The sequence below is a fragment of the Comamonas terrigena NBRC 13299 genome (assembly GCF_006740045.1).
Taxonomy (GTDB): domain Bacteria; phylum Pseudomonadota; class Gammaproteobacteria; order Burkholderiales; family Burkholderiaceae_C; genus Comamonas; species Comamonas terrigena.
In genome coordinates, this window is the sequence record NZ_AP019749.1 from 4326687 (window position 1) to 4353101 (window position 26415).

Sequence of the window (26415 nt, forward strand, 5' to 3'; positions counted from 1 at the left end):
CCACGGGCACCCTGGCTGGAAGGAGGGAGCCAGAGCGGCCCCGGCAAGTTCCGCTCAGCGCAGCGCGAACCCCAGCGCCACACCGGCAAACATGCAGGCACCGATCCAATGGCTTTTGCTGAAGGCCACAAAACAGCCTTCGCGCGTGCGGTGCCGGATCAGCGTGTAGTGCCACACGAGCTGCGCCGCCGCCGCGCCCATGCCCAGCCAGAACGGCCAGCCCAGCTGGTACGGCGCCAGCACCCAGGCCGTCAGGCCCCAGCACAGCACGAAGAAGGCCATGATGCCGGCCACATCGAAACGGCCCAGCGTGATGGCCGACGTCTTCATGCCGATCTTCAGATCGTCGTCGCGGTCCACCATGGCGTACTCGGTGTCGTAGGCCAGCACCAGGAACATATTGGCCAGCCACAGCACCCAGGCGGCCAGCGGTACGCTGCCTGTCACTGCGGCAAAGGCAATCACGATGCCGAAGTTGAAGGCGATGCCCAGAAAGGCCTGGGGCATGGCAAAGAAGCGCTTGGTGAACGGGTAGAGGATGGTGAACAGCACGGCCGGCACCGACCAGGCCACCGCCTCCCAGCGCGTCGACAGCACCAGACCGAATGCCACCAGGGTGAGCACCACGCCGACCATGACCGCCTCTGGCACCGAGACCTGGCCGCTGGTGATGGGCCGCTGCGTGGTGCGCTTCACATGCTTGTCGAAGTCGCGGTCGGCAATGTCGTTGATGGTGCAGCCGGCGCTGCGCATCAGCACCGTGCCCAGCACAAAGACGAGCAGCAGATGCCAGCCCGGAAACCCGTCTGCAGCCACCCACAGCGCTGCCAGCGTGGGCCAGACCAGCACCAGCCAGCCCGCGGGGCGGTTCCAGCGGATCAGGTCCAGATACAGCGACAGTTTGCTGCGCGCCGGTGCAGCAGGGGAAGCAACAGGGGAGGTCATAGCCGGGAATTGTCGCGCCAAATGCACAACGCCCGCTGGCAGCGGGCGTTGCGACTGAGCAGTCTGGTGCGGGAAGTGGTCAGTCTTCCAGCAGCGAGCGCAGCATCCAGGCAGTCTGCTCATGCACCGTCAGGCGCTGGGTCAGCAGGTCGGCCGTGGGCTCGTCGCTGGCCTTGTCCGCCAGGGGGAACAGTTCGCGCGCGGTGCGGGCCACGGCTTCGTTGCCCTGTACCAGGATGCGGATCATCTCCACGGCCTTGGGCGGGGTGGCGGGCACATCGGGCAGGCTGGTCAGCTTGCCGAACTGGGCATAGGAGCCGGGGGCAAAGTGGCCCAGCGAGCGGATGCGCTCGGCAATCGGGTCCACCGCATTCCACAGCTCGGTGTACTGGCCCATGAACATGGTGTGCAGGGTGTTGAACATCGGACCCGTCACATTCCAGTGGAAATTGTGCGTGGTCAGGTACAGCGTGTAGGTGTCGGCCAGCAGGCGCGACAGGCCTTTGGCAATCGCTTCACGGTCCTTGTCGCTGATACCGATATTGATAGCAGGCACTGCCGGTACAGCCTCGGTCTTGCTGTCTTTCTTAACGCTTGTCTTGCTCGAATCTTTGGCCATGGATCTGGACTCCTTTCATGCAAGCCCCGTGGGGCGTTCTGAAAACTGTAGCGCACAACGCGCGCGCTGTCATGCGCGCGGCTGTGACCAAGCTCAAGATAGGCGCGTGACGCCCGGCAGCGCGCAGGCGTAGACGGCGTTGCGCAGCGCGGCAATGGCTTCGTAGCGGGTGAAGCTGCGGCGCCAGACCAGCACCACGCGGCGGCTGGGAGGCGGCACACCGTCTTCTTCGACGATGGGCAGGTAGCGGATGTGCGGCTCGTCCGATTTGCGGCGGCGCGGCGTGTCCAGCGCATCCTTGGGCACGGACAGGCGCGGCACCAGGGTCACGCCCATGCCGGCGGCCACCATGTGCTTGATGGTTTCCAGCGACGAGCCTTCGAAGGTGCGGCGGATGCCTTCGGCATTGCTGGCGTAGCGGGCGAACTCGGGACAGACCTCGAGCACATGGTCGCGGAAGCAGTGGCCTGCGCCCAGCAGCAGCATGGTCTCGTTCTTCAGGTCCATGGTGGACAACGGTGGACTTCTGCGCCAGCGGGGGTGGCTGCTGGGCACGGCGGCCATGAAGGGCTCGTCGTACAGCGGCGCGATGGCCAGGCCGGTGTCGGGGAAGGGCTCGGCCACGATGGCACAGTCGATCTCGCCGGTGCGCAGCATTTCCAGCAGCTTGACGGTGAAGTTCTCCTGCAGCATCAGCGGCATCTGCGGTGTGCGCTCGATGGAGTTGCGCACCAGATCGGGCAGCAGATAGGGGCCGATGGTGTAGATCACCCCCAGCGTCAGCACGCCGGACAGCGGGTCCTTGCCACGCTTGGCGATCTCCTTGATCGCGGCCGCCTGTTCCAGCACGCTCTGCGCCTGGCGCACGATTTCCTCACCCAGCGGCGTCACCGTCACTTCCCCCGCGCTGCGCTCGAACAGCTTGACGTCCAGTTCATCCTCGAGCTTCTTGATCGCCACAGACAGCGTGGGCTGCGACACATAGCAGGCATCGGCCGCGCGGCCAAAGTGCTTTTCTCGGGCAACCGCAACGATGTACTTCAGTTCTGTGAGCGTCATGGCGTGTGTGGATCTTTTCTATGCAGGGAGAGGACTCAACATTTTGCATGCCCTCGCTTGTTTCGCAGTCAGGGTGCAGCGATTTTTTCAGAAAAATGTCAGCTGAACACCAGATATCGACCGCATATCGTGCGCTGATCCGGAAGTTCACGCCTTGAGGTATTCGGCCTTGCCGCCCAGCCAGCGTGAAATATGCATCTCCGCCAGCAGCGGATGCTGCTCCAGCATGGATGGTGCCAGCTCACGCGCCCATTCCAGCAGCGCAATGTCCTGCTCCAGATCGGCAAAGCGCAGCATGGCCGCGCCCGACTGGCGTGCGCCCAGGAATTCGCCCGGGCCGCGGATTTCCAGGTCGCGCCGCGCAATCTCGAAGCCATCGTTGGTCTCGGCCATGGCGCGCAGCCGCTCCTTGCCGGTATCGGACAAGCGCCCGTTGTCGTTGACCGCATACAGCAGCACGCAGGCCGAAGCCGCCGCGCCCCGCCCCACGCGGCCGCGCAGCTGGTGCAGCTGGCTCAGGCCAAACCGCTCGGCATGCTCGATCACCATCAGGCTGGCATTGGGCACGTCCACCCCCACTTCGATCACCGTGGTGGACACCAGCACGCCCATGATGCCGGCCGTGAACAGCTCCATCACGGCCTTCTTCTCGGCCGTGGGCATGCGCGAGTGCAGCAGCCCCACCATCACGCCGGGCAGGGCTTCGCTCAGATCGGTGTGCGTGGCCGTGGCATTGGACAGGTCCAGCGCCTCGCTTTCCTCGATCAGCGGGCACACCCAGTAGACCTGCCGCCCGGCGGCCACCTGGGCACCGATGCGGGCGATGACCTCGTCCTTGCGACTGTCCGAGATGACCTTGGTCACGATGGGCGTGCGCCCCGGTGGCAGCTCGTCGATGACGGACACATCCAGATCCGCGTAATAGCTCATCGCCAGGGTGCGGGGAATGGGCGTGGCACTCATCATCAGCAGGTGCGGCTCCAGGCCGGCATGGGCCAGCTTCTGCCGCAATGCCAGGCGCTGGGCCACACCAAAGCGGTGTTGCTCGTCGATCACGGCCAGCGCCAGGTTGTGGAACTGCACCTGCTCCTGGATCACCGCATGCGTGCCGACCACCAGCGCGGCTTCGCCGCTGGCCACCAGCGCCAGCATGGCGGCACGTTCCTTTTTTTTCTGCGCCCCGGACAGCCAGGCCACTTTTTTGCCCAGCGGCTCCAGGATGGGCTCCAGCCAGCCCACCAGCTTGCCGAAGTGCTGTTCGGCCAGGATTTCAGTGGGCGCCATCAGCGCGCACTGCCAGCCGGCGGCAATGCAGACCATGGCCGACAGGGCGGCCACCACGGTCTTGCCCGAGCCCACATCGCCCTGCAGCAGGCGGTGCATGGGCATGGTGCGCGCCATGTCATCGGCGATTTCGCGGCAGACGCGCTGCTGGGCCCCGGTCAGGCCAAAAGGCAGGACCGCCAGAAACTGCTCCACCAAGGACTGCTCCCCGGCGGCAGGCGGCGGCACGCGCAAGGCCGGGGCCCTGAGCCGCGCACGCTCGCGCTTGGCCTGGTACTGCGACAGCTGCTGGGCCAGCAGCTCTTCGGCCTTCAGGCGCTGCCAGGCCGGGTGGGAATGGTCTTCCAGCGTGGCCAGCGCCACATCGGGTGTGGGGTTGTGCAGGAAATAAAGCGCCTCCCGCAAGCCCAGCAGGCCATGCAGCCCCGCTTCGCTCCAGTACGGCAGCACCGGCGGCGGCGTGCCCGGCGGCAGCGTCTCGGGCAGCTGCACACGCTGCAACGCACTGGCAATCGCACGGCGCAAATAGGGCTGCGGCAGGCCGGCGGTGGTCGGGTAGATGGGGGTCAGCGCCTGGGGCAGCTCGCCACCGGCCAGCTTGAAGGCAGGGTGCAGCATCTGCCGCCCCCAGAACCCCCCTTTGACTTCGCCCCGGATGCGCAGCACCGCCCCCGGCGACAGGGTTTTCTGGTGCGAGGGGTAGAAGCTGAAGAAGGTGAGCACGCAGGTGCCGGTGCCGTCGTCCACCGTGACCTTGAGCATGCGGCGGGGGCGCAGCTGGACTTCGCTCTGGGTGACCGTGGCTTCGATCTGCACCGTCTCGCCATCGCGCGCATTCTTCAGCGGGATGATGCGGGTTTCGTCCTCGTAGCGCAGCGGCAGGTGCAGGGCCAGATCGATGTCACGCACCAGGCCCAGCTTGTGCATGGCCTGTTGGGCGGCACTGGCGGCAGGTTTTTTGGCGGGAACAGAAGCAGGCATGAGCAGAATCAAACAGCAGGCAGGCGATGGCGACAAGCAGCGGGGGACAGGCTACCATGGTCCACTCCTGACCAGCGCCAAAGTGCCGCCCCTATCGCATGTTCAAGCGCATCTCCGTTCAGCACCTGACCACCGGCATGTACATCTACGAGATGTGCGGCCCCTGGATCTCCCACCCTTTCTGGCGCAGTGCCTTCCTGCTGACCGATGCGTCCGACCTGCAGCGGCTGCGCAAAAGCAAGGTCACGGAGGTCTGGATCGATCCGGCCCGCGGCAAGGACATTGCCCCCGGCGTGCCCTGCGTGGTCTGGGATCCCCAGCAGACATCCGACCCGGACCGCACACCGCCCACGGCCAAACCGCAGGCGCGCCCGCTGGCGGCCATCGACACGGCGCCGACCTCCCTTGGCAAGGAGCTGCACACGGCCATGGCGCTGTGCGAGCAGTCGCGCGATGCCATGCTGGACATGTTCAGCGAAGCCCGCATGGGGCGCGCCATCGGCATGGACATGGCCGAGAACCTGGTCAACGAAATCACCGGCTCCGTGCTGCGCAGCCCGGATGCACTGCTGAGCGTGGCGCGCCTGAAGACGGCCGACAACTACACCTATATGCACTCGGTGGCGGTCAGCGGCCTGATGGTGGCGCTGGCACGCAAGCTGGGCCATGACGAGGCCGCGGTCCGGCGCGCCGGCATGGCCGGCCTGCTGCACGACCTGGGCAAGGCCCACATGGACCCGGCCATTCTGAACAAACCCGGGCAACTGACGGACGCAGAGTTTGCGCACATCAAGGGCCACCCCCGCGCCGCCTATGACCTGCTGTGCGGCAGCAGCGACATGGATGCCACCGTGCTGGACGCCTGCCTGCATCACCACGAGCGGCTGGATGGCGGTGGCTACCCCGACGGACTGGGGGGCGATGAAATCAGCCTGCTGGCACGCATGACCGCCATCTGCGATGTGTACGACGCCATCACCTCCGACCGCCCCTACAAGAAAGGCTGGCCCCCGTCCGAATCGCTGCGCCGCATGGCCGAATGGACGGGTACCCACCTGGACAAGCGCCTGTTCGAAACCTTTGTCAAAACCGTGGGCATCTACCCGGTGGGATCGTTGGTGCGCCTGCAATCCGAACGGCTGGCCGTGGTCAGCGAGCCCTCGGTCAAAAGCCTGACCGCCCCCCGCGTGGTGGTGTTTTACTGCACACAAAGCCAGCGCAATCTCAGCCCCCAACTGGTCGATCTGTCCCAGCCGGGCCAGGACCGCATCGTCTGCCAGGAAGACCCGGGCGAATGGCCGTTCACCCACCTGGAAACGCTGTGGCGCAAGGGTGCAGCTGCCACTGCCTGAAGGCGCCACGGGGCGCGGTAGGCAAGCGCCCGCCTGCAGGCTGCAAGGCGCGTGCGGGCTTCAGACCGGCTGCTGGGTGGCGTCTTCCGCCGGCACCTGCGGCGCGGCTGCCAGCTGGCAGCCGTTGCGCCCCAGCGATTTCGCGCCGTAAAGCGCCGCATCGGCCATGTCCACCAGCTGGGTGCGGCCATAGCGACCGTCCTTGCTGGCGGGCGGCACCATGCTGGCCGCGCCCGCGCTGACGGTGACGCAAGGCCAGACCGGCGAGTTGCCGTGCGCCAGCTCCAGCAGGCGTACATTGCGCACGATCTGCCTGGCCACGGCCAGCGCGCCTTCGGCGTCGGTGTCCGGCAGGATCACGGCAAACTCTTCACCACCGTAGCGCGCCACCACATCGCTGACGCGGTGCACGCTGGTGCGCAACGCCTGGGCGACGGCCTGCAGGCAGCGGTCGCCCTGCTGGTGGCCGTGGTGGTCGTTGTAGCGCTTGAAATGGTCCACATCGACCATCACCAGCCCCACGGGCCGGCCGCTGCGGCCGGCCTGGGCACAGGCCTGCACCAGGCGTTCCTCAAAGTAGGCGCGGTTGGCAATCTGCAGCAGGCCATCGGTGCGCGACATGGCTTCCAGCCGCACATTGGCCTGGGCCAGCTCCTGGGTGCGTTCGGCCACGCGTTCTTCCAGCAGCAGATTGGATTCGGCCAGCTGCATGTTCTGCAGCGACAGCGCGGTGTAGAGCTTGCCGATCATCTTCAGCAGCGCCTGGGTGCCGTTGTCGTTGTTGCGGCGCTCCTGGTCGAAGGCCTGGGCCGGCGACAGGCCGCCGCGGATAGAGCAGATCTGCCGCGCCATCGACTGGTCCACGCCCAGGATGTGCAGGCCCAGCCACGAGGTCAGAAAGCCCACCAGCGTGGTGCCCGGGTCGGCCATGCTCTTGCGCTGGCGCCACAGCAGCGCCACCTGCTCCACAAACTGCTGGTGCAGATGGCGGTGCGGCTGCATGTGGCGTTCGTCCAGGCCGTGCTGCTGCATCAGCTCTTCTTCTTCGGCAAAGTGGTATTCGGTATAGGCCAGCAGACGGCGGTAGATGTCTTCCAGCAGGGCGTCGTTGTCCTGGCCCTGCCCCTGGCGAAACAGCGCACCGCTCAATTCGTTGAACAGATCCACCAGCGCATGGTGTTGCCCATCCACGCCTTCCAGATCGGTAATGAAGTTGTCGTCCCAGACAAATGTCGTGTCCATGCCCACACCACTTGTTGCAGTAAGTAACTAGCCAGTCTAGGCCGTGCGCTTTGTACGTGTACTGATACGGCGCAAACATTCCCATGGACCCCGGGGACATATGTGGAGCGATCAGGGGAATTACCCGTATGCTTTTGCGCCCCGTCGCCGGTATTTGCGACAATTCGTCTTTCGGTTTCGACCTTGGAACGGGCTTGTCAGGCCCTCAAGAACACGCATGTCTTTCAGTCCCCGCCCGCACACCCTCAGTGATTTCGACTTTGCTCTGCCCGAGCATCTGATTGCCCAACACCCTGCCGCCGAACGCAGCGCCTCGCGCCTGCTGGACGGCCGCCAGAGCCCTCCGGTGGACCGCGTGTTCAAAGAGCTGCCCGATCTGCTGCACGAAGGCGATCTGCTGGTCTTCAACGACACCAAGGTGGTCAAGGCCCGCGTGTTCGGAGAAAAAGCCAGTGGCGGCAAGCTGGAACTGCTGATCGAACGCGTGCTGGAAGGCAACGAGGTCGTGGCCCATATGAAGGTCAGCAAGAAGCCCCTGCCTGGCGCCAAGATCCATCTGCACGGCGGTCTGGGCAAGGGCGGCTTCGATGCCACGCTGCTGGGCCGCTGGCCCGATGAAAGCGGCCCGCTGTTCCGCTTTGCGCTGCAGGGCGCCCACAACGCCACCCCCTGGGATCTGATGGAGCAGTTCGGCCACCTGCCGCTGCCGCCCTACATCGCCCGCAACCAGAACAGCGACGAAGACCCGGACGAAGCCGAGGACACCGAACGCTACCAGACCGTTTTCGCCAGCCACCCCGGCGCCGTCGCGGCGCCCACGGCAGCCCTGCACTTCGACCAGGGCGTGCTGGATGCGCTGAAGGAGCGCGGCGTGGAGACCGCCTCAGTCACGCTGCACGTGGGGGCCGGCACCTTCCAGCCGGTGAAGGTGGAGAACATCGCCGAACACCAGATGCACAGCGAGTGGTACAACATTCCGCTGGGCACGCTGGCTGCGCTGGAGCGCTGCCGCCAGCGCCGTGGCCGCATCATCGCCGTGGGTACCACCAGCGTGCGCACGCTGGAATCCTGGGCCCGCACCGGCCAGATCAGCGGCGACACCAACATCTTCATCACCCCGGGCTTCGAGTTCCGCGTGGTGGACTGCCTGATCACCAACTTCCACCTGCCCAAGAGTACGCTGATGATGCTGGTCAGCGCCCTGGCCGGCTACAAGCACGTGATGGAGCTGTACCAGCATGCGGTGCAGAACGAGTACCGCTTCTTCAGCTACGGCGATTCGATGCTGCTGGAGCGCAAGCGCTGAGCCACCGCGGCGTTTGCCGATCGCCCCAGGGCGTCAAGCCCCCCTTGTCGCCCTGCATGCCTCCGCTCCGGAGCGGGGGCTCCCGGAGAAGCCGGCGCGCCTACTGCGGCACGCCCTTGCAGCCCCGCACGCGCGACAGCTGCATATGCTGCGGGGCCAGCAGCGCCACCAGGCCGCAGCCCAGCGACGCCTGCCACTGGACATAGTCGTGGCCGCTGACGAAGCTGCGCTGCATCACCCTCAGCCCGCGCGCGCGCAGCACGTCGCCCAGCTCGGCCGTGGTTTCCAGAATGCCGTCGCGCGCGCCCCGACCGCTTTCGAACAGGCCCGCATCAAGGTAGAAGCGCACGTTCGGCATGGGCGCGGGCAGCGTCTGCCAGGCCCGCTGCATCCAGCCCGGCGCTTCGCCCTCTGGTGCCCACCAGTAGGAGCCTGACATGCTCAGCACGTTGCCAAACAGCTCCGGGTGGGTCAGTCCCAGGTAGCTGGACACCAGTCCCCCATAGCTGCTGCCCGCCACCACGGTGCGGCGTGCCATCTGCCCCAGCCCCTGGGCCTGCACCCAGGGCATCAGTTCCTCGGCCATGAAGCGGGCGAACTGCGGGTTGGGTGGCAGCTCGTCCCCCCGGACCTCGGGACTGGCATTGCCCACGATCACCGCCGCCACCGGCGGCAGCAGGCCATTGGCCACCAGGTTGTCCAGAATGCGCGGCGTGGCCACGTCGTGCACATAGGCATGGGCGTCGAACAGCACCAGCAGCCCCTGCACGCCCTGCGCGCCCGCGCCCGCAGGCACATAGGTCCACACATCGCGCTCATTGCCCAGGATGGCGCTGTGCACCACATGGCGTGTCAGCGTGCCGCGCGGCACCCCGGCGCGTGCGGCGACCCAGGGCTGGGCAGGCGCCTGCGGCAGGCTCAGCACCGAGCGCCCCTGGTGGATGTCGTCCAGCCCGCCCCACGGGGCGGTGGGAAAGACCGCCGGGTTCAGCGGATCGCGCTGCAGTGTGGCCAGAATCATGCGCCGCTGCTGCCGCGTATCGGCAATCTGCGGCACATCCGGCGCCAGCCCATAGCTCAGGCGCGCGCGCGGATCCATCACCACGCTGGTCCACCAGACATCGCTGCCGGCCAGCTTCTGCAGCGGGTTGTGGTCGCCGCTGGGGCTGCCGAACAGGCGCACATTGGTGTTGCCCCGGTCGCGCCACACAAAGGTCACCAGCAGTTGGCCGTCCTGCCACGGCTCCACCAGCGGCGCACCCTGCCGCTGCACGGTCTGCCAGAACGCCTCGGTGCCAGCGCCGCCGGCCACGGCCTGCTCCAGCGCCTGCAGCTGCGGACCCATCGGCGTGTCCGCGGCAGACAGGGGTGCGGGCCCTTCGCTGGTCCAGGTCTGCAGCACCTGCAGGCCCGCCGTGGCCGGCAGGCCGGCCAGCACGGGCGTGGCCCACAGCTGTTCGTGCTGTGCACCCTGGGTACGCCACATGGCCGTCTGCACGCCCCGGCCGTTCTCGGCCAGGCGGCGCAGATGCAGCCCCTGGGCATCGCGCAGATCGACGTGCACGTTCTCCCCGGTGATGCGCAGCTGCACCACCTGGCCGGCGGGCACTTCCAGCGGCAGCCGCTGCCCTGCGGCGGCAACGGCGGTCTGCACCGTTTTTTTCAGCATCGGCTCCGGGCTGTTGTCCTGCGCCTCCGCCGCGCCAGCGAGCACCGCGCACAGGACCCCGGCCAGGGCGAAGGGGGTGGGTTTCTGCAAAATTCTTTTCAAGGTCATGTCTGCTTCGTTGCCCTCGGCGTGGCCCTCTCCTGCACCACAGCCCCGGCGCAGGGTATGCGCACCGGGGCTGTGGTCATGGCAATGCGCCGGACGAATTCACCCGGCGCAACATACGGTTCAGAAGTCCACCGTGGCCGACAGACGCAGCGTGCGCGGTGCACCCACGGTCATGAAGTTGTCGGCGAATGCCCCCGCCCAGTATTGGCGGTCAAACAGATTCTGCAGGTTGGCGCGCAGGGTGACGGGCTTGCCGCCCATGCGGGTGGCATAGCGCACCCCGGCGTCAAAACGCGTCCAGCTGGGCGCCTGGATGGTGTTGCTGGAATTGACCCACTGCGTACCGGTGTAGACCATGCGGCCGCTGACCGCCAGCCCCGGCACGGCGGCCACGGCATAGTCGGCCCCCAGATTCGCCGTCCAGCGCGGCACGCCATACATGTCCAGCCCGTCCTTGCTGCCGCCCTGGGTCTTGGTCTGCTTGGCCTGGGTGTAGGCCACGCCACCCAGCAGCGTCCACGCGGATGCGAGCTTGCCCGACACGGTCCACTCCGCACCGCGGTTGCGCTGCTCGCCGTCATCCACCAGCGTGGGCAGCGTATCCCCCACGCGGGTCACCGAAATGGCGGAGGGCTTGCTGATCTGGAACAGAGAGAAGGTGTGCGTCAGCCCGGCGTTCTGCCACTTGACCCCGGCCTCCATCTGCTTGGTCTGGTAGGGCTTCAGGGTCTCGCCAGCATTCGCGTACCCGGCGGCCACGGTGGTGCCTGCGCTCAGGCCTTCGATGTAGTTGGCGTACAGCGACAGATGCCCTCCCCAGGGCTTGGCCACAATGCCCAGCATGGGCGTGGTGGCCTGGGCGTCGTAGCCAGCCATCTTCTGCTCCACCTGCTGCAGGCGCAGACCGGCGGTGACGGCGAGCTTGCCATCGAGCATGTTCAGCGTGTCGGCCACGGCATAGCTGGTGATGACGTTGTCCTTTTCCTGCTTGTAGGCGGTCGCCTCGCTGCTGAACACCACCTTGTCGCTGGGCGCATACAGATCGCTCACATAGCTGGCCGACGGCACGCCGCCCTTGGCATTCAGGCCACGCCCGCCTTCCTGGCGCAGCTGGTTCATGGACAGCACCAGTTCATGCGCCACCGCGCCGGTGCGGAACTTGCCGCGCACCCCCACATCCCCGGTGAGGTTCTTGGTGTAGCCATACTGGTTGTAGGTCTGGGTGTTCAGCGTGTGGCCGTCTTTTTGCAGAATGCCGCGCGTGCCGTTGAGCATGCCGGTGTATTCGTGCTCGGCCCAGCCCAGGCTGCCGTACACGCTCCAGGCGTCGTTCAGCTCGGCCGTACCGCGCAGCATCACGCCGTCACTTTGCTGCTCCGCCTGCATGCCGCGGAACTGGTTCAGCGAGGCATCCGGCGCGGCCACCATATGGCCCACCGTGGCAAAGCCCACCATCAGCGGGCTGCCATTGGCGATGGTGGAGCGGTAGCTGTAGGCGTCCAGCCCCAGCGTCCAGCGATCGCCCTGGTAGTCCATCGCCAGCGCACCCAGGCGCTTGCGGCGCTTCTGGTCGTCGACATCGGTTTCACCGCTGGCCATGCTGCCGTTGACACGGATGCCGAGCCGGCGCTCTTCCCCAAAGCGTCTGGACACGTCGGCGTGCACACCGAACTGCGAACCCGTGGCGAACGAGGTGGTCAGCTGTGTGCGGTCATCGGCCGTGGGACGCTTGGTCACCACATTCACGACACCGCCCACGGCGCCGCCCGGCGCCATGCCGTTGAGCAGCGCGCCCGGGCCCTTGAGGACTTCGACACGCTCCAGCATTTCGGTGGGAATGTGCCCGTCGGGCGCCATGCCGTACAGGCCGTTGAGAGAGACATCGCTGGAATTCACCTCCAGCCCGCGGATGGTGTAGTTTTCGTAGGCGTGACCGGCATTGGTGGTGAAGCGCACCGAGGGGTCGTTTTCCAGCACCGCCGCCACCGTGGCGCTCTGCTGGTCGGCAATCACCTGCTGGGTGTAGCTGGTGATGTTGAACGGTGCATCCATCACATCGCGGTTGCCCAGCAGACCCAGGCCGGCGCCCTTGGCCACCTGCCCCCCTGCCGCCGGGGCAGGCAGCGTCTGCACATCCTGTGCCGAACGCACGGTGACTTCCTTGAGCGTGGTGGTGGGCTCGTCCTGGGCCCGTGCGACGGTGGCACTCAGGCCCAGCACACCGGCCAAGGCCAGGACATGGGGAGACAGCAAGCCGCTGCGCGCAGCGGGGAACAGGGTGCGATGCGAAGGAGACATGAACAAAAAAGGCCCACACGGGCCAAGGAGTGATTTTTAATGAGAATTATTATCACTCACGTTTTGTATCGGTGCGTGCATCCTGACCCAAACTTGAGAGGCGCACGCAGTCTTGCGCCGCCTCTCCCATCGGCCAGCGCTTTCCCGCTACGCATCCCTGTCGGTGGGGTGTGGCTTGATACCGGCCGTACCTGCTACCAAAAAACAAGCACCGACGTGACTGCCAATGGCAGCCACCGTGCCAGCACCGCTACCAACCGCAGACACACTCGCTACACAGGCGCGGCGGTGCGCCCTCCCCCATGGGAACGGCCATCACGCAAAGTAGTGGCACAAGCGCTGCCCCTGGATCTCATGCACCGAGACGGGAATGCCGTAGAGCGCGCTCAGCACCTCGTTGCGCACCACGGTGGCAGGTGTGCCGATATAGGCCAGCTGCCCGTCCTTCATCGCCACGATGTGGTCGGCATAGCAACTGGCAAAGTTGATGTCGTGCAGCACCACGACCACGGTCTTGCCGCGCTCGTCCACCATGCGCCGCAGCAGCTTCATCATGGTCACGGCATGGGCCATGTCCAGGTTGTTCAGCGGCTCATCCAGCAGAATGTAGGGGGTGTCCTGGCACAGCACCATGGCGATGTAGGCGCGCTGGCGCTGGCCGCCAGACAGCTCGTCCAGAAAGCGCTCGGCCAAATCCTGCAGGTGCAGGTATTCCAGTGCTTCGTCCACATGGCGCAGGTCGTCGGGCGTCATGCGGCCCTTGCTGTGCGGAAAGCGGCCAAAACCCACCAGGTCGCGCACCGTCAGGCGCAGCGTGCTCTGGTTGTCCTGGCGCAGGATGGCCATCACACGGGCCAGCGCATCGCTGGCCGTGGTGGTCACATCCAGTCCGGCCACGCTGGCGCTGCCGCTGCTGATCGGCATCAGGCGGCTGACCAGCGACAGCAGCGTGCTCTTGCCTGCCCCGTTGGGGCCGATGATGGCCGTGAATTGCCGCTCCGGAATCTGCACCGTCACACCGTGCAGCACGGTGGTGCTGCCATGGCGCTTGACGATGTCGCGCGTCTCGATCATTGCTTTCCCCTGCGCATCAGCAGCGCAATAAACACCAGGCCGCCGACAAATTCCACCACCACCGACAGCGCAGAATTGAAGCCCAGCAGCCGCTCCAGCACCACCTGGCCGCCCAGCAGCAGGACGGTTCCCCACAGCAGCACGGCCGGCAGCACCCAGGCGTGGCGGCGTGTCCCCATCCACTGGTAGGCCATATTGGCCACCAGCAGACCGAAGAAGGTCACCGGCCCCACCAGCGCGGTCGATACCGCAACCATGGTGCAGACCACCAGCAGCAGCTGCAGCACCTGGCGGCGATAGTCCAGCCCCAGGTTGATGGCGGCATCCCGCCCCAGCGCCAGCACGTCCAGCACATGGCGGCGGCGCCAGAAGAAGCCACCGCCCAGCAGCAGCAGGATGCCGGCAGGCAACAGCAACGGCGTCTGGATGGTGTTGAAATTCGCGAACATGCGGTCCTGCAGCGAGGCGAACTCGTTGGGATCGATCATGCGCATGGCAAAGCTGGTCAGGCTGCGAAACAGGATGCCCGCCACCATGCCCACCAGCAGCATCAGGTGCAGGCTGCTTGCCTGGCCCGCAAACAGCCAGCGCACCAGCAGCACGCTGAGCGCCACCATGCAGACAATCTCCAGCCCGAACTTGGGCACCATGCCCAGCGCCACCACGCCCACGGATCCCAGCACCAGCACCAGCGCCGCCTGCAGCAACTGGTAGAGCGCATCCAGGCCCATCACCGCCGGCGTCAGAATGGTGTTGTGCGTCACGGTCTGGAACACCACGGTGGACATGCCCAGCGCACAGGCCACCACCACCATGGCCGCCAGCTTGGTGCCGCGGTGCTGCAGCACAAAGGCCCAGTCGGCCTCCACACCCACGGTCATGAACGCGGTCATGGCCAGCAGCGCCAGCACAGCCAGCAGCCCCAGCCGCACGGCAGGGCGCTGCCAGCGCACAGACTGCACAGGAGCCGGTTTTGCATCCGCCACGGTGGCGGGATTCCAGGTCGGCATGCTTCAGCCCTCCCGCTTTCGCTGGTGCAGCAGGATGGCCAGGAACAGCGCACTGCCCACCACGCCCATCACCGTGCCCACCGGAATTTCATAGGGCGCAATCACCAGGCGCCCCACCAGATCGCAGGCCAGCGTCAGCCCGGCGCCCGCCGCCGCCACCCACAGCACACTGCGGCGCACGTTGTCACCCACCAGCAGGCGCACCACATTCGGCACGATCAGCCCCACGAAGGGAATGCTGCCCACCGTGACCACGATGCAGGCCGTGACCAGCGCCACCACGATCAGCCCCTGCCAGACCAGCGCCTTGTAGTTCAGTCCCAGGTTGGTGGCGAAGGATTCGCCCAGGCCCGCCACTGTGAAGCGGTCCGCCGCCAGACAGGCCACCACGGTGACCGCCAGCGACAGGTAGAGCATCTCGTAGCGGCCTTCGACGACGGCCGAAAAATCGCCGTTCGACCAGGCACGCAGCGACTGGATCATGTCGTGCTGGTAGGCCAGGAAGGTGGTGCCCGCCTCGATCACGCCCGCCAGAATCAAGCCCACCAGCGGCACGATCCACGCCGTGCGCAGGCGGATGCGCGACAGTGCGCCAATGAACAGGCCGGTGCCCGCCAGCGCAAACAGCGCCGCCACGCCCATCTTGGCCATCACCGGCCAGTCCGGCGCCCACAGAATGCACACCAGCATGCCCAGCGTGGCCGACTCCACCGTGCCCACGGTGGATGGTTCCACAAAATGGTTGCGTGCCAGCATCTGCATCAGCAAGCCCGCCACCGCCATGGCCGAACCGGCCAGCACCAGGGCCAGTGTGCGCGGCACGCGCGAGTACATCAGCACCTGGGCCACCAGATCATCCTCGCTGCGGCTCCACAGCGTGTTCCAGGACACATCGCTGACGCCCACGGCCAAGCTGGCCATGGCCAGCGCCAGCAGGGCAATGGCGGCGGCGATGACCTTGGCACTGCCCCCGACCCATCCGGACGCGGGTGGCGAGGATGGATGGGTGCGGGGCGCCTTACTTGCCGAAAGCATCGGACAGCTGCTTGAGGTTCTCCCTGAGCGCGCCCGGACCGGCGTTGGACAGCAGATACCAGTTCGCCGCATTCAGGTACACGATATGCTGGTTGCGCCAGGCCTTGGTGGCATGCACCAGCTTGTTGTCCAGCAGCTTCTGGGCCGAAGCGCCTTCGCGGCTGATGGCCGCATCGCGGTCCAGCACCAGCATCCAGTCGGGGTTGGTCTTGAGCAGGTACTCGAAGGACACGGCCTGGCCATGCTTGGAGACCTCGATCTTGTCCTTGATGGGCTGCACGCCAAACACTGTGTACAGCATGTCAAAGCGCGAGCCCGGGCCGTACACGCTCATCTTGCCGCCATTGGTCATCAGCATCAGGGCCGAACCCTGCTTCTGTGCCTTGGACTTCACATCGGCGATTTCGGACTCGATCTGCTTGATCTCGGCCGCCCCCTTCTGCGGCACGCCGTACACGGCCGAGATGGCGCGGATGTTGCGGTAGATCTGCGTCAGCTGGTCACCGTCGCCGATCGTCACATCCAGCACGGGTGCGAACTTCTTGAGTTCATCGATCTTGGGCAGCGTGCGGTTGCCGGCAATGATCAGGTCGGGCTTGAGGGCCTTGATCTTTTCGTAATCGGGCTCGAACAGGCTGCCGATCTGTGGGTACTTGGCGGCATCCTTGTAGCCCGCCAGCAACGGCGGCAGGGCCTGGTTGGGGACACCGTGCACCGCGCCGCCCAAGGTCTGGATGATGTCCAGCGCGCCCAGGTCATAGACCAGCACAGTCTTGGGCTGCAGCGGCATAGACACCTCACCGGTGTTGTCCTGCACCTTGACATTTGCCGCCTGCGCCGCCGACCACGACAGGGCCAATACCACACCCAAGCCCGCCAACGTCTGGCGGCGCGTCCACAAACCTTGCATATCCATTCCTTTGCGATGCCTTCAAGAGGACCAAAAGCCCATCGAATCCATTTTATGAGAATCATTCTCAGTAAAAGTTCCGAAAGAATTGCTACCACTCCCAAACGAGGGCATTGCAAACGCTTCCTTGATCCGCCTGAGGCGGCTTTTACCGAGCACTCGACAAAATGACACACATACGCGACGTATCGGACGAACCAAAGTGCAGAGTCTGTGACAAACATGCTAGATTCAAAGGCTATCCATAGCCATGCTACAGATGTAATGCAGTCTCCAGAAACATATATGCCTCCCGATAATGAGATTGATCTTCTGGATCTGCTCGTGGTAATCGCCGAAAATCTTCGGCTGCTTGTAGCAGGGACCATGCTGGCCGGCCTTTTGGGGTTGGCGATTGCTTTTTCGCTGCCCAAAACTTACGAAAGTACCTCGATACTGTCGCCCAGCAAAAATGGATTGGATGTTTCCGGCCAAGTGGTCGCAAGCTATATCAAATCTGCCGATATTCTGGAGCAGGTCGCCAAAGATCTGCAGTTTGAGCAGGATGTAAGCAGCGCCCAACGGCTGAAGAAAATGGAGGCGCTGATTCAGGTCGCTGTGGGCAAACAGGAAGCCCCCTTGGTTACGCTGACAACCCAAGGCCCCACCCCTGAAAAGGCCCAGACACTCAACGCCACCATCTGGAAAAAACTTTTGCCCCACACCGCTCCACGCGGGAAAGAGCAGGAACGTCTGCAACAGCAACTGGAGGCAGAAAGCGCACGCTTGGCCTCGGCAGAAATGCTGGAAGCCGCGACCCTCAAACAGTTGCAAAGCGGCACCAGCAGCGAAGGACTTTCCCGTTTGTATGGCGAGCTGCAGGCGTCGAACAGCAAAAGGCAAGAGCTCATTTCCAAGCTGGAGTCCCAGATGGAAGGCCTGACTGAAGAGAATTTGGCCCAGCAACCCACTCTGACAGAGCTGCCCGCCAAGCCCCAGAAGTCGCTGATTGTGCTCGGCTGCACCGCCGCTGGCGGCATGTTGCTACTGCTGTTCGTTCTGATCCGTCATGCCTTGCACGGGGCCAACCAGAATCCCGCGCAAGCGGGAAAAGTCGCGCGCCTGCGTGCAGCACTTGGCCTGAAACCATAAACACCCGACGACCAAACTCCTCCAAGGCATGCTTAGCGCATGCCTTTTTTATGGTGCGAACGTCAAAACAGCTGGCACTTCATGCCAGGAGCCACAGCACATCCGGATCTCAATATCCGTGCGTTTCCCGAAACCGCTTGGCTTGCCCAAAGTGCCCATTGCCGATGAAGGGCACAGGCGGACGCAATGCGGACAGCGGTGAGGGGTGGTTGCTCATCAGCACCAGGTGACCGCGGTCCTGCGGGATCAAGAGGCGCTTGGACTGGGCATGGCTGCCCCAGAGCATGAAGACCGTGGGCCTGCCCTGTTCGGCCACCTGACGGATGATGGCATCAGTCAGCAGCTCCCAGCCGCGCTTGCTGTGGCTGGCGGCCTGGCCTTCTTCCACGGTCAGGCAGGTGTTGAGCAGCAGCACACCGTTCTGTGCCCACTTCACCAGGCTGCCACCGGGTTGCGGGAATGGGGGAAATGGCGCACCCAGGTCGCGCTGGATTTCCTTGAAGATGTTCTGCAGCGAAGGCGGCAGCCGCACGCCGCTGGCCACGGAAAACGCCAACCCTTCGGCCTGTCCTCTCCCATGGTAGGGGTCCTGCCCCAGAATGACCACCCGCACATCCTCGGGCGCGGTCAACTCCAGTGCACGCAGCGGCTGCGGTGGAAACACCACCGCACCCGCATCCAGGCGCTGCTGCAGATAGTCCAGCAACTGCTGGCCGGAGGGCGAGAAGAAGAACGCATCCACCGCCGCCTGCCAGCCAGGCGCCACGGCCCAGTCGCTGGGATTGGCGCTTTCCAGTTGCGTTGCTGTTCCAGCGCTTGCATCGGACATTTCAGACCACTTTCCTACTCAAAAACACGAATGGCCAGCGAGCGCAGTGCACTGATTCTGGCGCGCTCCCCGCACTTGCCAGCTTGGCCGCGTGCACCAGCCATCCCCTGCACACCATCCGTCACCGCACAGCGTGCCGCTGCGGGCAGAGACGCTGTGCCGTGCAATGGCCTTATTTCTTGGGATGGGCAAACAAGGCGGCCAGCGCTTCGCCCGGTTCATCCGCACGCATGAAGGCTTCACCCACCAGAAAGGCGTTGATGCCCGCATCGCGCATGGTCTTCACATCGTCACGGGTCATGATGCCGGACTCGGTCACCAGCAGACGGTCGGCCGGCACCTGCTTTTGCAGGTCCAGTGTGGTCTGGATATTGACTTCGAAGGTGCGCAGATTGCGGTTATTGATGCCCACAAGTTCGGTCTTGAGCTTGAGCGCCCGCTCCAGCTCCACGCCATCGTGCACCTCCACCAGCACCGCCATGTCCAGGCTGTGGGCGATCTGCTCCATCTCCGCCATCTGGCTGTCTTCCAGGCAGGCAGCGATCAGCAAAATGCAGTCGGCACCCATGGCCCGCGATTCGTAGATCTGGTAGGGATCCACCATGAAGTCCTTGCGCAGCACCGGCAGCAGCGTGCTGGCACGGGCCTGCTTGAGGAAATCAGGCTCGCCCTGGAAGAACTGGCGGTCGGTCAGCACCGACAGGCAGGCGGCCGTGGCGTTGCCGTGGATCTTGGCCTTGGTGTTGCTGTTGCCCACCATGTAGCTCTGGGCAATGTCGGCCGGATCGAAGTCCGGACGGATCACACCCTTGCTGGGGCTGGCCTTCTTGATCTCTGCAATCACACCGGCCTGGCCGGCTGCGATCTTGGCGCGCAGCGCACCCACGAAGTCGCGTGTGCTGACACGGCTTTCGGCATCTCGGCGCATGGCCTCGAACGGCGTACGCTGCTTGGCTTCCGCCACTTCCTGCACCTTGACGTCGCAGATTTTTTTCAGAATGTCGGACATATGGATTCCCTTGTTCGTCGCAGCCCCTGACGGGGCTTTCTATGCATTCGATTGTCGCGCCTTGCCTGCCGCCAGCCACATCACTCCATCGGTAAGCCCTCCAGGCTGCCGCGTGACGCATGCTATGCAGCACCCACACCGCCGGGGCCTGCATGCTTCAGTCCGTGGGCGGCGCTGGCTTGTCAGGCGCCGGCGTGCGGGCGATCTGCAGGATGATGCGGTGCATCACCACCCCAACCACCAGGAACAGCAGCGAAATGCCCAGCACGATCCACGTGCCAGCATCGTTCCAGATCGGGGCATCGAGCAGGCTCATGCAGACAGTTTGCCCGTGTAGGCAACCAGTTGCTGCAGTTTCTGCAGCGCGGCACCGCTGTCCAGTGCCTGCTGGGCACGCAGCAGGCCGTCTTCAATGCTGCGGGCCACATTGGCAGCGTACAAGGCAGCACCGGCATTCAGGCAGACGATGTCACGCGCAGGCCCCTGGTCGCCTTGCAACACACCCAGCAGCATGGCCTTGGATTCCTCGGGGTTCTCCACCTTCAGTGCACGCGTACCCGCCATGCGCAAGCCAAAGTCTTCGGGGTGGACTTCATACTCGCGCACCACGCCGTCCTTGAGCTCGCCCACCAGCGTCCCGGCACCCAGGCTGATTTCGTCCAGGCCGTCACGGCCATAGACCACTAGTGCGTGTTCAGCACCCAGGCGCTGCAGCGCACGGACCTGGATGCCGACCAGATCCTCATGGAACACCCCCATCAGGATGTTGGGCGCACCAGCCGGGTTAGTCAGCGGCCCCAGGATGTTGAAGATGGTACGCACGCCCAGTTCCTTGCGCACCGGGGCCACATTCTTCATGGCCGGGTGGTGGTTGGGCGCGAACATGAAGCCGATGCCCACATCGCGGATGCAGTCCGCAATCTGCGTGGGCTGCAGGGTGATGTTGATGCCCAGCGCTTCCATGGCATCGGCACTGCCGCTTTTGCTGCTGACGCTGCGTCCACCGTGCTTGCTGACCTTGCCGCCGGCCGCCGCGATCACAAAGGTCGAGCAGGTCGAGATGTTGAAGGTATTGGCACCATCGCCGCCGGTCCCCACAATGTCCACTAGGTGGGACTTGTCGTGCACCTGCACCTTATTGGAGAACTCCCGCATCACCTCGGCGGCCGCGGAGATTTCGCCAATGGTTTCCTTCTTCACGCGCAGACCGGTGACGATGGCGGCGGTCATCACGGGCGAGAGCTCCCCGCGCATGATCATGCGCATCAGGTGCAGCATTTCATCGTGGAAGATTTCGCGGTGTTCGATGGTGCGCTGCAGCGCTTCCTGGGGGGTGATGGCGTTGATGGTGGCCATGGTCCGTATTCCTTTGCGGTGGCTGGTGCTGCCTGGTATGCGCGAGGCGCCGGGTTTCAGGTTGTTTTTGCTTGGAAACCGAAGCGGCCTGCACACAGCAGCGGTGCAAAATGAAAGGGCCGGCTGCTGGTGGCAGCGCGGCCCGGGTTTTATTTCTGTTCCAGAAAGTTCTTCAGCATGGCATGCCCGTGCTCCGTGAGGATGCTTTCCGGGTGGAACTGCACACCCTCCACGGCCAGCGTCTTGTGTCGCACGCCCTGGATCTCGCCGTCCTCGCTGGTGGCGGTGATTTCCAGGCAGTCCGGCATCGTGGCCCGGTCAATGACCAGCGAGTGGTAGCGGTTGACGGTGAACTGCTTAGGCAGATCGGCGAACACGCCGCGCTGGTCGGTGGTGATGACACTGGTCTTACCATGCATCTGCTGGCCCGCACGAACGATGTCACCACCGAACGCCGCGCCAATACCCTGGTGGCCCAGGCACACACCCAGCACCGGCAGCTTGCCGGCAAAGTGCTGGATGGCGGCCACCGAAATGCCCGCTTCCGCCGGCGAACAGGGACCGGGCGAGATCACAATGCGCTCGATGCCCTGCTCCGCCACCAGTTGGATCACCGCGTCCAGCGTGGTTTCGTCGTTGCGCACCACAGTCACATCCGCCCCCAGCTCGCCCAGATACTGGACGATGTTGTAGGTGAAGCTGTCGTAGTTGTCGATCATCAGGAGCTTCATGGCTGCTCCCCCTTGGGCTGCAGGCCGGCAGCGCGCAGACGGGCCAGCTCCTGGTGTTCGTAATCGATGTAGCACTCCATCATGGCGCGGTACAGGCGTTCGATCAGGTCGGGATTGCCGCCCTGGGCCATCGCCTGGGGCCGCACCCTGTCGATGATGGTCTGGATGCGGGCTTCATCGCGCACCAGGGCTTCGTCGTTCTTCACCGTGGCGGCCTGGGTCATGTAGCCGCTGCGCTCCACCAGCAGTGGCACCAGGATGTCGTCCAGCGCATTCACGCCGGCACGCACTTCTGCCATGGTGCTGCAGGTTTTCACTTTGTCGATCGCGCGCGTCATTACTCGAGTCCTTCTTCTACCAGCTCTGCCGCGCGCAGCATGGCGCGCGCCTTGTGTTCGGTTTCTTTCCACTCCATCTCGGGAACGGAGTCGGCCACCACACCGGCCGCCGCCTGCACATACAGCATGCCGTCCTTGATGACGCCGGTGCGAATGGCAATCGCCATGTCCATGTGGCCGGCAAAGCTCAGATACCCCACGGCGCCGCCGTAGATGCCGCGCTTGGTGGGTTCCAGCCTGTCGATGATTTCCATGGCGTGCACCTTGGGCGCGCCCGACAGCGTACCTGCCGGGAACGTGGCCTTGAGCACGTCCATGCTGGTCATGCCGTCCTGCAGAATGCCCTCGACGTTGCTGACGATGTGCATCACATGGCTGTAGCGTTCCACCACAAAGGCCTCGGTCACCTTCACGCTGCCGGTCTTGGCAATGCGACCAATGTCGTTGCGCGCCAGATCGATCAGCATCACATGCTCGGCACGCTCCTTGGGGTCGTTCACCAGTTCCAGCTCGGCTGCCTTGTCCTTCTCGGGGGTGGCGCCACGCGGGCGTGTGCCGGCCAGGGGGCGGATGGTGATCTTCTCTCCCTCCTCCACTTTCTCCTGGCGTACCAGGATCTCGGGGCTGGCCCCCACCACCTGGAAGTCGCCGAAGTGGTAGTAGTACATATAGGGGCTGGGATTGAGCGAGCGCAGCGCGCGGTACAGCGCCAGCGGCGATTCGGTGTAGCGCTTGTGGATGCGCTGACCGACCTGCACCTGCATGAAGTCACCGGCTGCAATCAGCTCCTTGGCCTCGCCCACTGCCTTCAGGTAGTCCGCCTTGGCAAAGCTGCGCTCGGCCGGGTGGCTGTCACCGCCCTTAATCTGGGGCGCACTGACCGAGTAGCGCAGCTGGTCCTTCAGCTGGCGCATGCGGCGCTTGGCCTTCGAATACGCCTCGGCCTCGGCCGGATTGGCATAGACGATGAAGTACAGGCGCCCCGACAGATTGTCGATGACGGCCACCTCCTCGCACTGCAGCAGCATGATATCGGGCGTGCCCAGCGTGTCGGGAGGGCAGCTGGCTTCGAGCTTCTTCTCGATATAGCGCACCGCGTCATAGCCAAAGTAGCCGGCCAGACCGCCGCAGAAGCGCGGCAGGCCGGGCACCAGGGCCACCTTGAAGCGCTTCTGGTAGTCGGCAATGAAGTCAAGCGGATTGCCGACATGCGTTTCCACCACGGCGCCGCTGGTCACCACCTCGGTCTTGGCCGCCGCGCCAAAGCCGCTGGCACGCAGATGGGTGTGGCTGGGCAGTCCAATAAAACTGTAGCGCCCGAAGCGCTCTCCGCCGACGACGGACTCCAGCAGAAAGCTGTATTTGCCGTCGCCGTTGGCATGCGCCAGCTTGAGATAGAGGGACAGCGGCGTTTCGAGGTCGGCAAACGCCTCGGTCACCAGGGGGATGCGGTTATAGCCTTCGCTGGCCAGGCTTTTGAATTCGAGTTCCGTGATCACAGGAGCAGATTCCCATCGCGGGCGGCGCTCCGGTCTTGTGGGGGCCAGGCAGGCCCACGGGCGCCGCGGGTTCATTCTTTGCGCCCCGTGCGCAACGGCAGGGGCTACGGGTGCACGCGCGGCAATGCACCCGCGTGCGTGTTAAACGGTCATGACGGATGGCTTGCGCCAGGGCCAGGCTCCCCGGTCCGCGCAACCTGTGATGAACACGTAGTGAATGAACATAGCGCCAAAGTGTAGCAAACCTGCGCACGGACCGGCGGATGGGATGCATCTTGTCCTGCAATCCCGACCATCGCGCCCGCCCATGCCCTGGCGCAGAGCATTGCCACCGCGTGTGGTCTTCCGTTACGGCCCCGACACGGCCGCCGCATGGAACCGGCATCCCGCCACCACAGCGCCCTCAGAAAGCCGTGCGGCCAAGCTGCAACCGCCCGGACCCGGCTCAGGCCAGCGCCAACACCGCCTGCAGCTGCACCAGGCTGTCCACAAAGCCGTCGGCATCCACGCCGTGGATCGGCTGGCCGTGGTTGTAGCCATAGCTCACCAGCACCACCGGGCAGCCGGCTGCCCGTGCCGCCTGGGCGTCGTTGCTGGAGTCTCCCAGCATCAGCGTGCGCGCGGGCGGGGTGCCCAGCGCCTCGCAGGTCTTGAGCAAGGGCATGGGATCCGGCTTTTTCCGGGGGAAGGAATCGCCCCCGAACACCTGCTCGAACAGGCCCTCCAGCCCCTTGGCCGCCAGCAGCGGCACGGTGAAAGCCATGGGCTTGTTGGTCACGCACGCCAGGCGCAGGCCTGCATCCTTGAGCGCCTGCAGCCCTTGCGCCACCCCGTCGTACACGGCCGAATACTGGCCGTTGATGGCGATGTAGTGGTGCTCATACCGTGCCAGCGCCTGCGGAAACAGCGCCTGCACAGCCGCATCCCGCTCTGCCTGCGGATGGCCGGCATGCTGCAGCACATGGGCCAGCACGCTGCGCAGCAGGTGCTCTGTGCCCTTGCCCACCATGTGTTCGACCGCAGAGGCCGGCAGCGCGGGCAGCTGCAGATCGGCCAGCATGCGGGTGATGGCCTCGGCAAAGTCGCCGATGGTGTCCACCATGGTCCCGTCCAGGTCCACGATGGCGGCATCCACATCCACGGTCTTGCGGGTATGGCCCGCTGGAAATTGCACTTGCATAGATATCCCAAAGTGGGCCGCCTGTGCGCACCCAGGCGGCACAAGCCACCAGAAACAACCCATCTTCATGGACCCCTGCCGGCACAGCGCAGGTCCGAAGCCAGAGCCGCAAATTATCCCCGCACTCCTGCGCATGTGCCTGCTGCCCGCGGCGCCATGAAAAAAGCCTTCCAGCAATAGGCTGGAAGGCTTTTCCCGCCACGGCGGATCCTGCGCGCAGATGGTTCATAACGTACTCTGCACATTGCGCGCTAGCGTCGGCGGCCAAAAACACTGATGCGAGCCCTCCTCGGGAAGGCGTCCCGGCATACAGGCCGCATCAGGCCGCCAGGTTGGCGCGCATGGTGTCGATCACGGCCCGGTAGTCGGGCTTGCCGAAGATGGCGCTGCCGGCCACAAAGGTGTCGGCACCCGCATCGGCCACGGCGCGGATGTTGGCTTCCTTGATGCCGCCATCCACCTCCAGGCGGATGTCCTTGCCGGAGGCTTCGATACGCTTGCGTGCGGCTTCCACCTTGCGCAGCGTGCTGTCGATGAAGCTTTGGCCACCGAAACCGGGGTTCACGCTCATCAGAAGGATCAGGTCGATGTCCTCGATCACCCAGTCCAGCACGTCCAGCGACGTGGCGGGGTTGAACACCAGGCCGGCCTTGCAGCCATGTCCCTTGATGTTCTGGATGCTGCGGTGCACATGGCCCGAGGCATCGGGGTGGAAGCTGATGTAGTCCGCGCCCGCCTTGGCAAAGGCCGTGGCCAGATCGTCCACGGGCTGCACCATCAGGTGCACGTCGATGGGCACAGGCTGGCCGGTGGGGGTCACGGCATGGGGCTTCAAAGCCTGACAGATCATGGGGCCAAATGTCAGGTTGGGCACGTAATGGTTGTCCATCACATCGAAGTGGATCCAGTCAGCGCCGGCAGCAATGACGTTGCGCACTTCTTCGCCCAGGCGGGCAAAGTCGGCAGACAGGATGGAAGGGGCAATGCGGTAGGTGGGGCTCATGGCTTTGAATTGTCGCAGTTACCATTGCACCATGCCGACCTACGAGTTTCAGGTGGAAGTCGAAACCCAGTACCTGCCCGCGCAGTCCGCGCCGCAGGAGGGAATGTTTCGCTTTGCCTACACCATCACCATCACCAACACCGGCACGGTGGCTGCCCAGCTGGTGGCCCGAGAATGGCATATCCATGACGCCCACGGCCGCGAACAACTGGTACGCGGCCTGGGGGTGGTCGGGCGCCAGCCCCTGCTGCAGCCCGGCGAGGCCCACCGCTACACCAGCGGCTGCGAGCTGACCACGTCCACCGGTACCATGCACGGCAGCTATCTGTGCGTCGCCGAAGACGCCGAGGTGTTCCACACGCCCATCCCCCTGTTTGTGCTTGATGTCGAAGATCCGGATGACGGCATGCCCGCCGCCATGCCGGCCACCCGCATCCTCCACTGAAG

The 26415-nt window shown here is 64.8% G+C and carries 24 protein-coding genes; 4 read left to right on the top strand and 20 right to left on the bottom strand.

The features are described from left to right. Nucleotides 1-54: 54 nt before the first annotated feature. The 4 genes from ubiA to recG form a co-directional block, all read right to left on the bottom strand. On the bottom strand, nucleotides 55-945 hold the full coding sequence (gene ubiA / locus CT3_RS19585) for a 4-hydroxybenzoate octaprenyltransferase (RefSeq protein WP_066541344.1): 891 nt from the start codon (nucleotides 943-945) through the stop codon (nucleotides 55-57). Nucleotides 946-1024: 79 nt separating this feature from the next. Continuing rightward, the gene (locus tag CT3_RS19590; RefSeq protein WP_066541346.1) at nucleotides 1025-1564 is read right to left on the bottom strand and encodes a Dps family protein; all 540 of its coding nucleotides are present in this window, start codon (nucleotides 1562-1564) and stop codon (nucleotides 1025-1027) included. Nucleotides 1565-1657: 93 nt separating this feature from the next. Next, a complete protein-coding gene (locus tag CT3_RS19595; RefSeq protein WP_066541348.1) occupies nucleotides 1658-2623 on the bottom strand; it encodes a LysR substrate-binding domain-containing protein in 966 nt (321 codons plus the stop codon). 147 nt (nucleotides 2624-2770) lie between these two features. Then, nucleotides 2771-4888: an ATP-dependent DNA helicase RecG gene (recG, locus tag CT3_RS19600; protein WP_066541575.1), complete on the bottom strand. Its 2118-nt coding sequence runs from the start codon at nucleotides 4886-4888 to the stop codon at nucleotides 2771-2773. Between the two features lie 98 nt (nucleotides 4889-4986). Here recG and CT3_RS19605 point away from each other — a divergent pair, with 98 nt between their 5' ends. After that, nucleotides 4987-6240, top strand: a complete 1254-nt coding sequence (locus CT3_RS19605; protein WP_066541350.1) for a cyclic di-GMP phosphodiesterase — start codon at nucleotides 4987-4989, stop codon at nucleotides 6238-6240. 60 nt (nucleotides 6241-6300) lie between these two features. On the opposite strand, the gene CT3_RS19610 is transcribed toward CT3_RS19605, so the two are convergent. Continuing rightward, nucleotides 6301-7482 (bottom strand): GGDEF domain-containing protein, encoded by a 1182-nt coding sequence (locus tag CT3_RS19610; RefSeq protein ID WP_066541352.1) that lies wholly within the window; start codon nucleotides 7480-7482, stop codon nucleotides 6301-6303. 217 nt (nucleotides 7483-7699) lie between these two features. Here CT3_RS19610 and queA point away from each other — a divergent pair, with 217 nt between their 5' ends. Beyond that, a complete protein-coding gene (queA, locus tag CT3_RS19615; RefSeq protein WP_066541356.1) occupies nucleotides 7700-8788 on the top strand; it encodes a tRNA preQ1(34) S-adenosylmethionine ribosyltransferase-isomerase QueA in 1089 nt (362 codons plus the stop codon). Nucleotides 8789-8888: 100 nt separating this feature from the next. On the opposite strand, the gene CT3_RS19620 is transcribed toward queA, so the two are convergent. The 6 genes from CT3_RS19620 to CT3_RS19645 all read right to left on the bottom strand — a co-directional run bounded on the left by CT3_RS19620 (nucleotide 8889) and on the right by CT3_RS19645 (nucleotide 16892). After that, nucleotides 8889-10565 carry an enterochelin esterase domain-containing protein gene (locus CT3_RS19620; RefSeq protein WP_083520621.1) on the bottom strand — a complete coding sequence of 559 codons (1677 nt, stop codon included), beginning with the start codon at nucleotides 10563-10565 and terminating at the stop codon, nucleotides 8889-8891. 120 nt (nucleotides 10566-10685) lie between these two features. Then, nucleotides 10686-12863 carry a TonB-dependent receptor gene (locus CT3_RS19625; protein ID WP_083520646.1) on the bottom strand — a complete coding sequence of 726 codons (2178 nt, stop codon included), beginning with the start codon at nucleotides 12861-12863 and terminating at the stop codon, nucleotides 10686-10688. Nucleotides 12864-13178: 315 nt separating this feature from the next. Beyond that, a complete protein-coding gene (locus CT3_RS19630; protein WP_066541362.1) occupies nucleotides 13179-13937 on the bottom strand; it encodes an iron ABC transporter ATP-binding protein in 759 nt (252 codons plus the stop codon). Continuing rightward, the gene (locus CT3_RS19635; protein WP_066541364.1) at nucleotides 13934-14947 is read right to left on the bottom strand and encodes an iron chelate uptake ABC transporter family permease subunit; all 1014 of its coding nucleotides are present in this window, start codon (nucleotides 14945-14947) and stop codon (nucleotides 13934-13936) included. Before CT3_RS19635 ends, CT3_RS19630 begins: the two co-directional genes overlap by 4 nt. 3 nt (nucleotides 14948-14950) lie before the next feature. Further along, nucleotides 14951-15982, bottom strand: coding sequence for an ABC transporter permease (locus CT3_RS19640; RefSeq protein ID WP_083520622.1), 1032 nt, complete (start codon nucleotides 15980-15982; stop codon nucleotides 14951-14953). Beyond that, a complete protein-coding gene (locus CT3_RS19645) occupies nucleotides 15966-16892 on the bottom strand; it encodes a siderophore ABC transporter substrate-binding protein (protein WP_225608868.1) in 927 nt (308 codons plus the stop codon). Before CT3_RS19645 ends, CT3_RS19640 begins: the two co-directional genes overlap by 17 nt. Before the next feature lie 285 nt (nucleotides 16893-17177). Between CT3_RS19645 and CT3_RS19650 the strand changes: the two genes are divergently transcribed. Continuing rightward, nucleotides 17178-18023, top strand: a complete 846-nt coding sequence (locus CT3_RS19650) for a Wzz/FepE/Etk N-terminal domain-containing protein (RefSeq protein WP_066541371.1) — start codon at nucleotides 17178-17180, stop codon at nucleotides 18021-18023. Nucleotides 18024-18132: 109 nt separating this feature from the next. Here CT3_RS19650 and CT3_RS19655 read toward each other — a convergent pair whose 3' ends face one another. The 9 genes from CT3_RS19655 to rpe form a co-directional block, all read right to left on the bottom strand. Beyond that, entirely contained in the window at nucleotides 18133-18852 is a 720-nt protein-coding gene (locus CT3_RS19655; RefSeq protein WP_066541381.1) for a uracil-DNA glycosylase, read from the bottom strand. 172 nt (nucleotides 18853-19024) lie between these two features. Further along, complete coding sequence (gene trpC, locus CT3_RS19660) at nucleotides 19025-19861, bottom strand: indole-3-glycerol phosphate synthase TrpC (protein WP_066541384.1); 837 nt, start codon at nucleotides 19859-19861, stop codon at nucleotides 19025-19027. Nucleotides 19862-20018: 157 nt separating this feature from the next. Next, on the bottom strand, nucleotides 20019-20177 hold the full coding sequence (locus CT3_RS21510) for a hypothetical protein (protein ID WP_172591760.1): 159 nt from the start codon (nucleotides 20175-20177) through the stop codon (nucleotides 20019-20021). Next, nucleotides 20174-21208 carry an anthranilate phosphoribosyltransferase gene (gene trpD / locus CT3_RS19665; protein WP_098066301.1) on the bottom strand — a complete coding sequence of 345 codons (1035 nt, stop codon included), beginning with the start codon at nucleotides 21206-21208 and terminating at the stop codon, nucleotides 20174-20176. The genes CT3_RS21510 and trpD overlap by 4 nt, the downstream gene beginning before the upstream one ends. Nucleotides 21209-21366: 158 nt before the next feature. Continuing rightward, nucleotides 21367-21948 (bottom strand): anthranilate synthase component II, encoded by a 582-nt coding sequence (locus tag CT3_RS19670; RefSeq protein WP_066541387.1) that lies wholly within the window; start codon nucleotides 21946-21948, stop codon nucleotides 21367-21369. Further along, nucleotides 21945-22286: a chorismate mutase gene (locus CT3_RS19675; protein ID WP_066541388.1), complete on the bottom strand. Its 342-nt coding sequence runs from the start codon at nucleotides 22284-22286 to the stop codon at nucleotides 21945-21947. The genes CT3_RS19670 and CT3_RS19675 overlap by 4 nt, the downstream gene beginning before the upstream one ends. Beyond that, nucleotides 22286-23785 (bottom strand): anthranilate synthase component I, encoded by a 1500-nt coding sequence (gene trpE, locus CT3_RS19680; protein ID WP_066541389.1) that lies wholly within the window; start codon nucleotides 23783-23785, stop codon nucleotides 22286-22288. The genes CT3_RS19675 and trpE overlap by 1 nt, the downstream gene beginning before the upstream one ends. Before the next feature lie 445 nt (nucleotides 23786-24230). Beyond that, nucleotides 24231-24965 carry a phosphoglycolate phosphatase gene (locus tag CT3_RS19685; RefSeq protein WP_066541391.1) on the bottom strand — a complete coding sequence of 245 codons (735 nt, stop codon included), beginning with the start codon at nucleotides 24963-24965 and terminating at the stop codon, nucleotides 24231-24233. 319 nt (nucleotides 24966-25284) lie between these two features. Continuing rightward, on the bottom strand, nucleotides 25285-25968 hold the full coding sequence (gene rpe / locus CT3_RS19690) for a ribulose-phosphate 3-epimerase (RefSeq protein ID WP_066541393.1): 684 nt from the start codon (nucleotides 25966-25968) through the stop codon (nucleotides 25285-25287). 31 nt (nucleotides 25969-25999) lie between these two features. Between rpe and apaG the strand changes: the two genes are divergently transcribed. Then, nucleotides 26000-26413, top strand: a complete 414-nt coding sequence (gene apaG, locus CT3_RS19695) for a Co2+/Mg2+ efflux protein ApaG (protein WP_066541395.1) — start codon at nucleotides 26000-26002, stop codon at nucleotides 26411-26413. The last annotated feature ends 2 nt before the right edge of the window (nucleotides 26414-26415 follow it).

Coding starts and splice junctions, on each gene's coding strand:
- CT3_RS19590 (WP_066541346.1), bottom strand. CDS start 1,564: ATGGCCAAAGATTCGAGCAAGACAAGCGTTAAGAAAGACAGCAAGACC.
- CT3_RS19595 (WP_066541348.1), bottom strand. CDS start 2,623: ATGACGCTCACAGAACTGAAGTACATCGTTGCGGTTGCCCGAGAAAAG.
- CT3_RS19655 (WP_066541381.1), bottom strand. CDS start 18,852: ATGTCCGATGCAAGCGCTGGAACAGCAACGCAACTGGAAAGCGCCAAT.
- CT3_RS19605 (WP_066541350.1), top strand. CDS start 4,987: ATGTTCAAGCGCATCTCCGTTCAGCACCTGACCACCGGCATGTACATC.
- trpC (WP_066541384.1), bottom strand. CDS start 19,861: ATGTCCGACATTCTGAAAAAAATCTGCGACGTCAAGGTGCAGGAAGTG.
- ubiA (WP_066541344.1), bottom strand. CDS start 945: ATGACCTCCCCTGTTGCTTCCCCTGCTGCACCGGCGCGCAGCAAACTG.
- rpe (WP_066541393.1), bottom strand. CDS start 25,968: ATGAGCCCCACCTACCGCATTGCCCCTTCCATCCTGTCTGCCGACTTT.
- CT3_RS19620 (WP_083520621.1), bottom strand. CDS start 10,565: ATGACCTTGAAAAGAATTTTGCAGAAACCCACCCCCTTCGCCCTGGCC.
- CT3_RS19640 (WP_083520622.1), bottom strand. CDS start 15,982: ATGCTTTCGGCAAGTAAGGCGCCCCGCACCCATCCATCCTCGCCACCC.
- CT3_RS19685 (WP_066541391.1), bottom strand. CDS start 24,965: ATGCAAGTGCAATTTCCAGCGGGCCATACCCGCAAGACCGTGGATGTG.
- CT3_RS19645 (WP_225608868.1), bottom strand. CDS start 16,892: ATGCAAGGTTTGTGGACGCGCCGCCAGACGTTGGCGGGCTTGGGTGTG.
- apaG (WP_066541395.1), top strand. CDS start 26,000: ATGCCGACCTACGAGTTTCAGGTGGAAGTCGAAACCCAGTACCTGCCC.
- CT3_RS19630 (WP_066541362.1), bottom strand. CDS start 13,937: ATGATCGAGACGCGCGACATCGTCAAGCGCCATGGCAGCACCACCGTG.
- CT3_RS19650 (WP_066541371.1), top strand. CDS start 17,178: ATGCCTCCCGATAATGAGATTGATCTTCTGGATCTGCTCGTGGTAATC.
- CT3_RS19635 (WP_066541364.1), bottom strand. CDS start 14,947: ATGCCGACCTGGAATCCCGCCACCGTGGCGGATGCAAAACCGGCTCCT.
- queA (WP_066541356.1), top strand. CDS start 7,700: ATGTCTTTCAGTCCCCGCCCGCACACCCTCAGTGATTTCGACTTTGCT.
- CT3_RS19670 (WP_066541387.1), bottom strand. CDS start 21,948: ATGAAGCTCCTGATGATCGACAACTACGACAGCTTCACCTACAACATC.
- CT3_RS19625 (WP_083520646.1), bottom strand. CDS start 12,863: ATGTCTCCTTCGCATCGCACCCTGTTCCCCGCTGCGCGCAGCGGCTTG.
- CT3_RS19675 (WP_066541388.1), bottom strand. CDS start 22,286: ATGACGCGCGCGATCGACAAAGTGAAAACCTGCAGCACCATGGCAGAA.
- CT3_RS21510 (WP_172591760.1), bottom strand. CDS start 20,177: ATGAGCCTGCTCGATGCCCCGATCTGGAACGATGCTGGCACGTGGATC.
- CT3_RS19610 (WP_066541352.1), bottom strand. CDS start 7,482: ATGGACACGACATTTGTCTGGGACGACAACTTCATTACCGATCTGGAA.
- recG (WP_066541575.1), bottom strand. CDS start 4,888: ATGCCTGCTTCTGTTCCCGCCAAAAAACCTGCCGCCAGTGCCGCCCAA.